This is a genomic window from Psychrobacter submarinus (assembly GCF_904846685.1).
In the GTDB taxonomy this organism is placed as follows: domain Bacteria; phylum Pseudomonadota; class Gammaproteobacteria; order Pseudomonadales; family Moraxellaceae; genus Psychrobacter; species Psychrobacter submarinus.
Genome location: NZ_CAJHBQ010000001.1, coordinates 852350 through 865619 on the forward strand (window position 1 = coordinate 852350; position 13270 = coordinate 865619).

At 44.2% G+C, this 13270-nt stretch carries 10 protein-coding genes and 3 tRNA genes; 8 read left to right on the plus strand and 5 right to left on the minus strand.

Annotated features, from left to right (window positions below; translation table 11 throughout):
* Positions 1-15 precede the first annotated feature (15 nt).
* A complete protein-coding gene (locus JMY03_RS03875) occupies positions 16-756 on the minus strand; it encodes an SDR family NAD(P)-dependent oxidoreductase (protein ID WP_201601212.1) in 741 nt (246 codons plus the stop codon).
* A gap of 373 nt (positions 757-1129) precedes the next feature.
* Here JMY03_RS03875 and JMY03_RS03880 point away from each other — a divergent pair, with 373 nt between their 5' ends.
* From JMY03_RS03880 to JMY03_RS03900, 5 genes are all read left to right on the plus strand, one after another.
* On the plus strand, positions 1130-2332 hold the full coding sequence (locus tag JMY03_RS03880) for a pyridoxal phosphate-dependent aminotransferase (RefSeq protein ID WP_201601215.1): 1203 nt from the start codon (positions 1130-1132) through the stop codon (positions 2330-2332).
* 303 nt (positions 2333-2635) lie between these two features.
* A tRNA-Asn gene (locus JMY03_RS03885) sits at positions 2636-2711 on the plus strand.
* Between the two features lie 322 nt (positions 2712-3033).
* Positions 3034-3109 (plus strand) — tRNA-Asn (locus tag JMY03_RS03890).
* A 573-nt stretch (positions 3110-3682) separates the two neighbouring features.
* Positions 3683-4015 (plus strand): CopG family transcriptional regulator, encoded by a 333-nt coding sequence (locus JMY03_RS03895; RefSeq protein ID WP_201601218.1) that lies wholly within the window; start codon positions 3683-3685, stop codon positions 4013-4015.
* Between the two features lie 317 nt (positions 4016-4332).
* Positions 4333-5061 carry a hypothetical protein gene (locus JMY03_RS03900; RefSeq protein ID WP_201601221.1) on the plus strand — a complete coding sequence of 243 codons (729 nt, stop codon included), beginning with the start codon at positions 4333-4335 and terminating at the stop codon, positions 5059-5061.
* A 128-nt stretch (positions 5062-5189) separates the two neighbouring features.
* Here the strand turns inward: JMY03_RS03900 and JMY03_RS03905 are convergent.
* The 3 genes from JMY03_RS03905 to JMY03_RS03915 all read right to left on the minus strand — a co-directional run bounded on the left by JMY03_RS03905 (position 5190) and on the right by JMY03_RS03915 (position 8611).
* Positions 5190-5280: transfer RNA gene (locus tag JMY03_RS03905), tRNA-Ser, on the minus strand.
* 62 nt (positions 5281-5342) lie between these two features.
* Positions 5343-6542, minus strand: a complete 1200-nt coding sequence (locus tag JMY03_RS03910) for a type I glyceraldehyde-3-phosphate dehydrogenase (protein ID WP_201601224.1) — start codon at positions 6540-6542, stop codon at positions 5343-5345.
* 125 nt (positions 6543-6667) lie between these two features.
* On the minus strand, positions 6668-8611 hold the full coding sequence (locus tag JMY03_RS03915) for an AAA family ATPase (RefSeq protein ID WP_201601227.1): 1944 nt from the start codon (positions 8609-8611) through the stop codon (positions 6668-6670).
* A 266-nt stretch (positions 8612-8877) separates the two neighbouring features.
* Between JMY03_RS03915 and exaC the strand changes: the two genes are divergently transcribed.
* The 3 genes from exaC to JMY03_RS03930 all read left to right on the plus strand — a co-directional run bounded on the left by exaC (position 8878) and on the right by JMY03_RS03930 (position 12045).
* Positions 8878-10404, plus strand: a complete 1527-nt coding sequence (gene exaC / locus JMY03_RS03920) for an acetaldehyde dehydrogenase ExaC (protein ID WP_201601230.1) — start codon at positions 8878-8880, stop codon at positions 10402-10404.
* Positions 10405-10504: 100 nt separating this feature from the next.
* Positions 10505-11533: an alcohol dehydrogenase AdhP gene (gene adhP, locus JMY03_RS03925; RefSeq protein WP_201601233.1), complete on the plus strand. Its 1029-nt coding sequence runs from the start codon at positions 10505-10507 to the stop codon at positions 11531-11533.
* Between the two features lie 182 nt (positions 11534-11715).
* The gene (locus JMY03_RS03930) at positions 11716-12045 is read left to right on the plus strand and encodes a DUF779 domain-containing protein (RefSeq protein WP_201601236.1); all 330 of its coding nucleotides are present in this window, start codon (positions 11716-11718) and stop codon (positions 12043-12045) included.
* Here JMY03_RS03930 and JMY03_RS03935 read toward each other — a convergent pair whose 3' ends face one another.
* Entirely contained in the window at positions 12046-13071 is a 1026-nt protein-coding gene (locus JMY03_RS03935) for an NERD domain-containing protein (RefSeq protein ID WP_201601239.1), read from the minus strand.
* Positions 13072-13270: the final 199 nt, after the last annotated feature.

A 13270-nucleotide genomic window follows, 5' to 3' on the forward strand; every position in this document is an offset into this window, starting at 1 on the left:
TCTCTAGCGACTCACTTATGACTTTTTGTACAGCTGCTTACTGACTTGCTGCCACGCCATATCAGGCAGAGTGCCTAAAGTTTTTAGTGGCAAAGTTAGTTTTCTTGGAAACTCAATGACTTCGTGCTCAGCTTCGATACCATCACGAATGGCTTGACTGGCTTGCTGAGGAGTCTGCAAAAACGGCATCGGAAAATCGTTTTGCTCAGTCATCGGCGTATCGACAAACCCTGGCACAACTAAGCTGACCGCGACATCAAATGGTGCAAGACTGATTTGCAACGTTTTCATAAGATAATGAATCGCCGCCTTAGAGCTGCCATAAGCTTCTGCGCGAGCAAAGGGCACATAAGCAGAGGCCGAGCCTAAACCGACTAGGCGACCTTTTGAGGCGATAAGTTTAGGTAGCACGCCTTCGATAGCGTGCGAGAGTGTGCCCATATTGATTGACATCACTTTCATAAAGCTTTCGCTGTCAAAGTTCGGCATATCTAAGTACTCGCAAGCCCCCGCGCAGCAAATTGCTAGGTCAATGGTATCTAGCTTCTCAAAAGCCGCGATGACCGCTTCTCTATCCATCAAGTCCAAATCTATGGACGTCGCGCCTAAACTTTTGAGTTCCGCTAAAGCCTCATCATCGCGCCCTACCGCATAGACGTGCTGATCCTTTGCTAAATAGTCTTTTGCGAGTTGCATACCTATACCTGAGGTCGCACCTGTGATTACAATATGCAGTCTTTCAGTCGTTGTTGCCATTACACTAGTCCCTTTTTAATGATGATTGCATTCTCACTATTAACCCATAGTTGTTTTAGCAATACTTGAGTTTATAATAGCTAAATAATACAAATAAAAGTTATCGTTATTGTTGTAACTTCGCAAACGTAAAATAAAATTTAGATATGGTTATTCATAGTCTGACTTTGCCAAAGACCATAAATTTTCTGTTACTAGTGTGGTAGGACAGCCTACCGTCTACATGCTACAATAAAGCCGCTACTCGCGCTTATTGAGGCGCGTGGGCACGGCGATAATTCTACTTTTATAGTGACACTTCTAATAACGACCATTTAATAACGGCGTTTCTATCCTATCTCTATTTTCTATTCAGACTTATTAAGGATTTTTTATGAGCGAGCTGCAACTATCTGACCGCGTTAATGGCATCAAACCTTCACCAACTCTTGCTATTACCAACAAAGCCAAAGAGCTAAAAGCGGCTGGTAAAGACATTATCGGTTTGGGTGCAGGCGAGCCAGATTTTGATACCCCAGAGCACGTCAAGCAAGCGGCGATTGAAGCGATTAATAATGGCTTTACTAAATACACTGCCGTTGACGGTACGCCTGAGCTAAAAAAAGCCATCATCGACAAGTTCAAGCGTGATAATGACATCAGCTATGAGCCAAATGAGATCCTAGTATCGGTAGGTGGTAAGCAGTCGTTCTTTAATTTAGCGCAAGCCTTTATTAATCCAGGCGATGAAGTCATTATTCCAGCACCATACTGGGTCAGCTATCCTGACATGGTACTTATCGCTGAAGGTAAGCCGGTCATCGTAGAATGCCCTGCTGAGCAAGATTTCAAGATCACCGCTGAGCAATTAGAAGCTGCCATCACTGACAAAACCAAAATGCTGGTGCTAAACAGCCCCTCCAACCCAACTGGCATGATTTATACTTTAGACGAGTTAAAAGCCATTGCGGAAGTATTGAAAAAGCATCCGCAAGTTTATGTGGCCTCAGATGATATGTATGAGCACATTCGCTGGACGGGAGATAAGTTCTATAATATCTTAAACGCCGCACCTGAGCTAAAAGAGCGCGCGATTATCTTAAATGGTGTATCAAAAGCGTATGCCATGACCGGCTGGCGTATCGGTTATGCCGGTGGTCCTGCCAAGCTGATTAGCGCGATGAAAAAAGTACAATCGCAGTCGACCTCTTGCCCAACCTCTATCAGTCAAGTAGCAGCAGCTGCCGCTATTAGCGGCGATCAAAGTGTCCTAACGCCTATGGTAGATGCGTTTGAGAAGCGCTGCGACTTAGTTGTCGACGGTCTAAATGCGATTAAGGGTATTACTTGCCTGCGCCCTGACGGTGCCTTCTATGTCTATCCTAATATTAAGCCTTTGATTAAAGCAGCTGGTCTATCTTCGTGCACCGAGTTCTCAGAATGGTTGCTTGAGAAAGTTGGCGTCGCGGTAGTCCCTGGCGATGCATTCGGTTTAGGCGGCTTTATGCGTATCTCTTATGCCACTGATGAAGCGACTTTAAAAGATGCCCTGTCGCGTATTGAATCGGCGGTTGCTGATTTGGATGTTGCAGAGTAATTAGCCAATCTAAACGCGAGCAGCATTGAGCAAATTTGATGATTTAGCAAAAAGACGTCTATTAAAGACGTCTTTTTTGTGGCTACGGCATACTCGCCAATAGTGTCCAACGCTAGAGCGTATCCTAGCTGTCAGAAGAAGAATAAGCCTTAATTTTGCCAATTTAGCTAAAATTTGCATTAAAAAATAAAAAAGGCTTGACGTATTTTTTATCTTTGCTAGAATACGCTCCACTTAGCAGCAACTCATTGTCTAAACAAGTCGTTGTTAAGCTCGTTATGAGCATAAACACTCATAGCTTATTCCTCAATAGCTCAGTTGGTAGAGCGTCGGACTGTTAATCCGTGTGTCCCTGGTTCGAGCCCAGGTTGAGGAGCCAAATTTTTGACTGTTAGTCAATCGTTAGCTGGTTATCTACGAATATCTTAATGACCAACTAATCTGTTTTGTTGAATCACTTTGATTCAATTATGGCATTTGCCAAGACCCTTATCTTTTTGATAAGGGTTTTTTTATGACTGATATCTTACATTTTTGAGCTTTTACGCAAATCGCTAGAGACTTTAGACGAGGTTTAAAGAATTCAAAAATATTGCGCTTAAAGGTTGACAGTCTCAGGTGACTTGGCTAAAATGTGCCACACATAACGCGAACTACTTAGCAAACACTGCTAATTTAAGTTTAAAGTTATACCCTTTTATTCCTCAATAGCTCAGTTGGTAGAGCGTCGGACTGTTAATCCGTGTGTCCCTGGTTCGAGCCCAGGTTGAGGAGCCATATTATATAAAGAGGCCTTCATCATGATGTGATGGGGGCTTTTTTATGTGCGTTATTTTCTGGCTTAGCTATTTTTTTGCGCTATTTTATTGTATGGTAAGACAGATAGCTGGTTTATTTAGATAGCGTGTTTTAGAGAGCTTTTTTGCTAGTGCTGATGACTCCTATATACTGATTGCCATTATGAATAGCGCAGCGCACTTATAGCATTGCACACTTTAAAGTTGGCTATCTTTTTTCTTAATATTAGGGCGTGTTGAACATTCACAAATGCGCACTGCTGATCGCTAAAATAGTTCTAGTCTAAGTGAAAATTGCAGGTAATGCTTATTGCATCGGCTAGCTGATTTTATTTAAACAGTCGCAACGACTAGGGCGATTTTAGCATCAGCCCTTACTACAACAACAGGGACAGGACTATTTTTTGCCGTTTTATTGATAAAAATAGACGCTTAGAACGACTAAACTTACCATTTTTATCTGCAAATCGCCTAAAAAATAGTCTCTGTCAGTGCCGTGGTCGAATGTTCAACACGCCCTATTATTCCTACTCACTAAAAGTAATGGTTTATTATGATACCTGTACGCATAAAAAATAAATTCTCTGATCATCCCCAAAAAATCATGCGTCCGATTAGCATTCGCCTCTCTGAGGAAATGATTGAGCTATTACAGTCTACCTCTTCAGAGCTTGGCTTTAAGCGCATTCAGGGGCTGATTCGCTTGTATATACGCCAAGGGTTGGATCGCGACCATCAAGACTATACTTTGGCGCATGATGAGGTGTTTATTGAGTCCTTACGTAAGCGCGGCGTTAGTCAGCGTATTATCGATGAGGCTATTGTGGTGACTCATAATAACAATATCACCCATCCTCTATCTGAGCTACAAGACAATGATAAGTGATGAGAGCGACCTCTATCGTTAGACGATATCGTTAACGCCTACTCAAAGACTCAAAAAAAGCTAAGTTTGCTTAATCGCGCTTAGCTTTTTTTATGTCATATTCTTGATCATTTATCCTTGGACTGACAACTCTTTAGTCTCACCCCCTCTAAACACCACCCTTTTTTCTAATTTCTCAGACTCTTTATCGCAAAATGCTTTTGATAAACAAAGATATTAAACCCACAGCGCACATAAACAAGGTATATTAAAGCTAAATAGCCTTCACTGATCTGAAAATAATAACTATCCAACTAAACGCTATAAGGAGAGAGGTGATGAACAAGAGAGAAATAAGGAAGTTAGCCGTTGTACTCTTCACAGTGTCACTAGGCATACCGGTCATCAACGGCTGCTCAATGCCGCAAAACGACCCAACGAAACAGACTATTCCTACCGACTCTGATCAATGGCAAAAAAAACTAGGCAAAACTTTTGAGCAATTATCTGAAAGCGATAGACAGCTGCTAAGCCGCTATATGCTACGTATGAAACTCAGTGATGCTTATGATTCAGGAGCGATGCCGCGCACGACAATCAGGCAAGCTTTGTTACAACAGCGCGAGTATGAACGCTTGCACCCTAATAACCCAACTGGCGAAAAAAGCCCTGTAGTCGCCACGAATCAGCCCACTGGTATCAACGCCCAGACTTATCCTATAGCGCTATTACCCGTTAAGACCAGCGATAGCGATAGCCTAAACCAGGTCAAGCTACAATTTATGCTCTCCAACCATGGTGATACCCCTATCGAGAGCTTTGAGGGTTCGTTACTGATGAAAGACGCTAAGTTAAAAGAAGGTAAAGCGTTCAATGTCCCCTTGACTCAATTCGTCACTCCTATCGAGCCTGAACAGTCAGGCAAGATAATTATCGAAACAAGTATCGAGAATATCAATGTTATGCGCGCGATTAGAAACGCACAAGATGTGACGATAGAGATTCATGAAGGGACTTTGACGCTCACTGATGGACAAATATTCGAATTCGATAAAGCCTTAGAATAGTCATTGTCAAATGCATTGATATTGCAAAAAGACTGAATACGTTTATAAAAATATATTCGTAAAACGTAGCCATAAAAAAAGCCCTTATCCATTCAGATAAGGGCTTTTATGTTCACATAGAACAAATTTGGCGGAGACGGAGAGATTCGAACTCTCGAAGGGCTATGAACCCTTGCCGGTTTTCAAGACCGGTGCATTCAACCGCTCTGCCACGTCTCCATAGGTGCAACATTATAGCGACCTCAAATAAAAATGCAATAGCTGAAGCAAAAAAAACTATATTATTTTAACCATAGGCGTTTCTTGCGCGCGCAGACGTTGGTGTTCGCCAAATGCAGGCACATATCTAGCAGTCTATTGGCATAGCCCCATTCATTATCGTACCAAGCAAACACCTTGTATTGGTCGCCAACTTGCATTAATTGCTGACCATCAATAATCAGTGATTCAGGCTGATGGATAAAATCACTAGAGACTAACGGCTCATCAGTATAAGCCATAATGCCTATTAACGATCCGTCACTAGCCGTCTGCAGAGCTTCTCTGATCGCATCGATACTGACGTCTGCACTGTCAAAGACAAAGGTGACGTCAATAGCGGCAACATCAATAGTAGGCACGCGAATAGAATGACCATTAATCTTACCGGCCATAGCAGGCAATACGCGCTCAGTGGCGGCGATACTGCTAGAAGTGGTTGGAATAATGTTGTGCCCAGAAGCACGCGCACGTCTCAGATCGCGGTGCGCTTGATCCAGCACGGTCTGATCAGCGGTGACGGCATGTATCTCTGTCATCATTGCAGAGCGCACGCCAAAGGCTTGGTCTAAAGTGTCAATCAAAGGTACTAGCGCCTGAGTGGTACAAGAAACGCTTGAAACAATAGGAAGATCATTGGTCAACTGTTCAGCATTGACGCCCATCACAATGCACGCCTCGACATCATCGAAAGGAGCCGCGCCAATAATGACCTGCTTTGCTCCGGCATCAATGTGCCGGTAAGCCTGCTCATAAGAGCGAAAATGGCCAGTACACTCTAGCACGACATCGATACCTAAGGTCTGCCATAGCAGCTGCTCAGGATTGGCCTCTGAGAGCATACGAATACAGTAAGTCCGAGTGTGTTTTGTGATACAAAGCTGAGTCTCAGTATCGCTGTGTGTGTCAGTATCGCTGTGCCTATCAGTATTGGTTATAATCTCAGCACTAACGCCAAGGGCACTTAAACGTCCATGAGTGCTATCGAATCTAAGTAGGTGCAGCAGCGTATCAGCCGGCGCTAAATCATTAATAGCCACCAAATGGATGGCATTGCCAAGTACCTCAAAGCGCTCTATCAGTGCGCGCAGTACGTTGCGTCCTATACGTCCAAAACCATTAATAGCGACTCTGAGCGGCCGTTTACGCACGCTGGTACTTTCTATTAAGCTCGCCTTGGTCTGCGGCGTTTTGTTTTGGCTTTTAGGCTTTACATCAGACATAAATAATATCGCTATAAATATAGAAGATAGAGTGGCTTTAAACCGTTCAGCTGACGACTGAGTCTAAGTAATAGCTGAGTTGATGACTAGATTTGCGAGGTTTCTAGAGTAGCATCGTATCTAGACTACGGCGTGATAAATATCAGCGCCAAACGTATCGTATTATAGTCTATCGTTTGCTTGAGCTGCTCATAAATAGGCTTAAGCTTGATGCTACCATCATCATTGAAGTCATTAGGATTATTGGCAACTTTTATGGCGACATAGGCATTACCCACGGCGGTCATAACCTCATCATCAGGACGCAGATGATCGCAGGCCAGACTCGGATCTTGCGCTTTAAGCTCGCTAATATGACGCATAATCGTCGATTGTGCTAGCTCTCGCGTCTGCGCAATCTCAATGATAGATAGGCTCTCTTCTAACAGCGCTTTTGTCGCGAGTAAGGTTGCTTCAGACTTATCGGCGACTTGGTTGCCCAGTTTCTGTTTTTTATTTTGCTGGGCTTTATCTTGCTCACGGCGTCTTTTTTGTAGCTTAGCATACGCCTCAATCACTGCTTGACTAGTCGTGCCCCCTGATTTAAGTACAAACTTATCATGACTTTGCTGTAGGCTTTTTTCATCGAGCATAGCATAGTTAGCGTCCGCCTCATTTGAGAGCTCTAAGAAACGCTTATCTGCGCCGCGGGCTAACGGGTCTAGCTGCAAGCTCATAGTATTCATGCCTAGCAGCTTCAGTCCCTCTAAAGACTTCAATCGCGATAAAGCTACATAGCCTTGACCTAACTCAAAAGTGCGCGACAGATCAATCTCTGCGGCATCTAAAGTCATGCCTTGCGATTTATGAATCGTAATCGCCCACGCCAGACACAATGGTACTTGCTCATAGCTAGCGAGCACATCGCCTGTCTCATCTTCAATAATCCACTCTTCTGGTTCAGCGATGACTTCGCGCCCTGAATTCAGCCTAACCACTGGCATTTTTGGCGCGGCTGAGGACTTATCTTTGGTGTTGGCTTTGCCTTTTTTATCTTTATCTGCTGTTTTGCTACTATCTTCATCGTCGATAGCAATCGTGTCATCTTCGGCCATATCCGCTTTGGCATCACTTTTGGCTTTATCTTTAGCCTTGCTGTCATCGACTTTTACCGCCGCAAAGCCAATCAGCTCCCCCATCGTACCGTTTGAGACGCCAAGCTCGTTGTTATTCTTAATGAACATCACTTTCGCGCCAACTTTTAGGATCAGCTCATCTTGCGTGCGTACGGTCTTCTTTAGAGTATCTACCAGCTTACTCTCACCCACAGACGAGGCTTCAAATCGTCTCGTCTCACCCTCTAGTGCCGCAAGCTCCTTGTCATTTATCTTATTGACGTTGAGGTTATGGGTATATAGCCGCGTGCGCTTGATATCGACGTCTTGATCAAAGGTGTTCTCAAGCGCCGCAATCGCTTCAAAGCTGACATCCTGACGGCGGATCTGATTTAAGATATCGTCCAAATCAAGACCACCATCGGCAGCCGCGCTCTTTTGTCTATGCTGCTCAGATAAATAGCAGATGCGAAAGCCTGCATCGAGCCATGCTTCACTCATAAAAGCGAACTTATCGCGATTACTCTCGCCTTTACTACCTATGGGCGGCAGCTGAAAAAAGTCGCCTGCGACGACGACCTGAATCCCGCCAAAGGGGTTATCATTTTTGCGGACGTGTTTGAGCACTTGATTGACTAGATTGAGCTGCTTGGCATGCAGCATAGATATCTCATCGATGATAAGTACCGCGGTGTCTTTGAGTCTATCGGCCAAAAACTGCTTGCGCGCCAAGTTACTCAAATCCCGCTCCGTCAGCTCATCTTTGATACCGATGCCCGACCAACTATGAATGGTGATGCCATTCATATGAGTGGCTGCAATACCTGTACTGGCTGTCACCGCTACAGGTACGCGGCGCGCACGTAAGTAATGAATATATTGGTTAAGCGTATAGGTTTTACCTGAGCCTGCTGAGCCGGTCAAAAACACGTTCTTACCGGTTTTTAGAATATTAAGAGCAGAAGATTGACGCATAAACCTAGACCAATTAACAAAAGATAAAAAAGACTCGATAAGCAGCTTTGGGCCGACAAGGAGCCAAATGTTTGGCAGCAATTATAACAGCTACGCACGCTTTGCAAACTATTTTAACGAGGCAAGCTTAACAAACCAAAAGTTATATGAACGCAAAACCATTAGTATTAAAAGTTGCTATCGCTTCTTGTGAAATCTCAGTACGATAGATAGATAGCAATAGCTAAAATCAGGAAGATTTATTCACTCATAAAAAGGAAAGCTCCATGTTATATGACACCCCTAATACTGAAAATAGCCCAGTTCAATTCCGCGACAAATACGATAACTTTATCAATGGCGAATGGGTCGCACCAGTCGATGGCGAATACTTTGATAATCCTAGTCCTATCGATGGTAAAACCATCTGCCAAGTGGCACGCTCAAAAGAAGCCGATATCGAAAAAGCTTTAGATGCTGCACACGCGGCCAAAGACGCTTGGGGCAAAACCAGCGTCACTGAGCGCGCTAATCTACTACTCAAAATCGCCGACAAGATGGAAGAGAACCTTGAAGCCATCGCCATTGCTGAGTGTTATGAGAATGGCAAGGCAGTGCGCGAAACCTTAGCCGCTGATATCCCTCTCGCGATTGATCATTTCCGCTACTTTGCCAGCGCCATTCGCGCGCAAGAAGGCGGTATCAGCCAAATTGATGAAGATACCGTCGCTTACCACTTCCATGAGCCTTTAGGCGTAGTCGGTCAAATCATTCCTTGGAACTTTCCGATTCTGATGGGGGTATGGAAACTGGCTCCGGCTCTCGCTGCGGGTAACTGCATTGTCCTAAAACCTGCCGAGCAAACCCCCGCCTCTATCCTATTTATGCTAGAGACCATTGGCATTGCCGATATCTTGCCAAAAGGCGTCCTCAACGTAGTGAATGGTTTTGGCGTTGAAGCCGGTAAACCGCTGGCTTCCAATCCGCGTATTAATAAAGTCGCCTTTACCGGCGAGACTACCACCGGTCGCCTAATCATGCAGTACGCTAGTGAAAACATCATTCCAGTCACCTTGGAGCTAGGCGGCAAAAGCCCTAATATTTTCTTCGCCGATGTCATGGATGAAGATGATGATTTCTTAGACAAAGCCGTTGAAGGTCTAGTGATGTTTGCGCTCAATCAAGGCGAGATCTGCACTTGTCCCTCACGCGCGCTGGTGCATGAGAGTATCTATGATGAGTTTATCAAACGCTGTGTTGAGCGCGTCAAAGCCATTAAGATGGGCAACCCACTTGATACCGATACTATGATTGGCGCGCAAGCCAGCTCTGATCAATTAGAGAAAATCTTATCTTACTTAGATATCGGCAAAAAAGAAGGCGCAAAAGTATTGGTCGGCGGCGAGCGTGCCAAACATGACGGCGATCTTGGCGATGGCTACTATGTACAGCCGACTATTTTTGAGGGCACTAATGACATGCGTGTGTTCCAAGAAGAAATCTTCGGTCCCGTACTTGCGGTCACGACTTTTAAAGACGATGAAGAAGCGATGAGTATCGCTAATGATACGCTATACGGCCTGGGCGCTGGCGTTTGGACGCGTAGTGTACACAAAGCTTACCGCTTCGGACGTGGTATTCAAGCTGGACGCGTATGGACCAACTGCTATCACATCTACCCTGCGCATTCTGCATTCGGCGGTTATAAGCAATCCGGCATTGGACGCGAAAACCACTTAATGATGCTCGACCATTATCAGCAAACCAAAAACATGCTGGTCTCTTATAGTCCTAAAGCGATGGGCTTCTTTTAAACACTTGTTCACAGCGCTTTATGATTAAACCCATAAAGCGCCTCACTGATTAATGTTTATAAAGCATTAATCTATAAAGCAGTTTCAAGGAGTAAGTAACATGGCTAATAAAATGAAAGCAGCTGTCCTACATGAGTTTAATCAACCGCTACAGATTGAAGAAGTAGACATCCCAACCGTAGGTGCCGGTCAGATCTTAGTAAAAATGGAGGCCTCAGGCGTCTGTCACACGGACCTTCATGCCGTTGAAGGAGATTGGCCAGTCAAACCAAGTCCACCATTTATCCCTGGACACGAAGGCGTCGGTATCATCACCTCTGTCGGCGACAACGTCCATCACGTCAAAGAAGGCGACCGAGTCGGTGTGCCCTGGCTCTACTCTGCTTGCGGACACTGTACGCATTGTTTAGGTGGCTGGGAGACGTTGTGCCTAAAGCAAGAAAATTCAGGTTATTCGGTGAATGGTAGCTTTGCAGAGTATGTTCTGGCAGACGCCGACTATGTAGGCATTATCCCAGAAAGCGTCGACTCTGTAGAGATTGCCCCTGTCTTATGCGCAGGTGTCACTGTCTATAAAGGCCTAAAAATGACGGATACCAAGCCTGGTGATTGGGTAGTGATTTCAGGTATCGGCGGCCTCGGTCACATGGCGGTACAGTATGCTGTGGCTATGGGACTTAATGTTGCTGCAGTCGATATTGATGATGAAAAGCTAGCGTTCGCCGAAAAACTCGGCGCTAAAGTTACTGTTAATGCCAAAAACACAGATCCTGGCGAGTACCTACAACAGGAAATCGGCGGCGCGCATGGAGTACTAGTCACAGCGGTATCCTCTACAGCGTTTGAGCAAGCACTGAGCATGTTAAGACGTGGTGGTACTTTGGTCTGTAATGGCCTACCTACAGGCGACTTCCCAGTTTCTATCTTTGATACGGTATTGAACGGTATTACTATTCGCGGCTCAATTGTCGGTACACGCCTTGATCTACAGGAGTCGTTAGATATGGCAGCTAAAGGCAAAGTGAAAGCGACCGTTACCGCTGAACCACTCGAGAATATCAATGATATCTTCGATCGTATGCGTGATGGCAAGATCGAGGGACGTATTGTGATTGACTATGCCATGTAGTGATTAACAGGTAGCATTGCGATGTTATATCAGTATTGCTATCACTTGTCATTGAAACTCTAAAAAATGGTCGTATTGTTTTTGATGCCATACTATTAATAGTATGACTAAGAACAATGCGACCTTTTATGTTATGACAGGGCAATTTTGGAAAATCTTAACTAAAAGATAAGGAGTACACTATGAAACTTGCAGCGACAGCGTCTTGCGCCGAATTAATCGAGCTTTTAAAGTCCAAGCATGGTGATTTAATGTTCCATCAGTCTGGCGGCTGCTGCGATGGTAGCTCACCGATGTGCTATCCGCTAGGCGATTTCAAAACTGGCGCGCAAGATGTGCTTGTTGGCGAGCTGGTAGGCTGTCCGTTTTATATGGGTAAAGCACAATTTGAGCTCTGGCAGCATACTGACTTAACTATCGATGTAGTCGATGGTCGCGGCGCAAGTTTTTCGCTTGAGATACCTGAAGGCAAGCGCTTTATCGTGCGCTCTGAGGTTTGCGCGGTGGATTAATTATTTAAACTCACTAACATTCATAACCCCGCGACATTTTGGAAACTGACTACAACCATAAAAGCTTTGACCTTGACGTGCGCCTTTTTTGGCGACGCGCTCAACCATTTCGCCGCCACATCTAGGACAGTTTGGAATTTGCTTAGCCATAATGTCGTTATTAGCCACTATATTAATCTTAGATTCGTTAATTTGATTATCACTTTGAGAGTTAACTTTGGCTTTTATTTCAGACTCTGGTAGCTCAAACGGCGTGATATAAAACGCTTCTTCCTTTTCACTAACTACGAAACTTTCATTGGCTTGTAGCGTTTGTCCTGACCAGCCTGCAACTTCTCTACTTTTTAGAATGTCTCTTTTTTTGGGTTCAACTGACACGTTTTGAGTATAAGAAGCCTCTACTTCCTCTTTAGGTTTTAAGGCAGAAGATGGTTTATTTGCTGGACTATTAGAGCCACTGTGCTTATCTTTAAGGTAAGCTTTGTGCTCTCGATTGGTTCGCCAAGATTTGCTATAGCGGTTATTCTCAATCTGCTCTACAATCGACTTAACCTCAGCGCCGGTTAATATTACTTCTTGCTTTGTCTTTACATAAGAGGCCATACCGCTAGTAAGCACATTTTCGGGCAATACATTGCGAGTTTTTAGCTCACACTCGCCAATGAACGCTATCATCGAATGAAAGTAGCTCATCTCTAAATCAAGCAAATCGGCTAGTGATTTAATGTGTAAATAATTTTGTCTGAGCGGATTTTGAAACTTATACTTGCGACCGTTGGCGAATACCTGCGTCCACTGGCGCTGCTTTTCATTACCATAGATCCAGCCTTTATAGTTCTTAGTTTCAATGACAAAGATACCGTGTACTGAGACGATAATATGGTCAATCTGCGTGCTACCACCATTGGCAAGTGGCAAAGTTATATTATTTAGCCGGTGATAAATATCTTTATCGAGCTTAAGCCACATAGCGACGTTGATAACGGTCTCACCGAGGACACCTTTAAAGCTAGACATCAAGGACATCGTTTTTATCTCTATTTATCAGTATAAAGCGCTTGAATAAAACCTTAATAATACAACATAAGCCTATAAATGCGATATGCTATCCAATTATTTTTACTACCAAATACTAGCTTTTTGGACTAACTTTATGAATATTGTCAGCAGCACACTAGGGCGTGTCCCTATTTTAAAAATGGTGATAAAAATGAGATAAATTAAA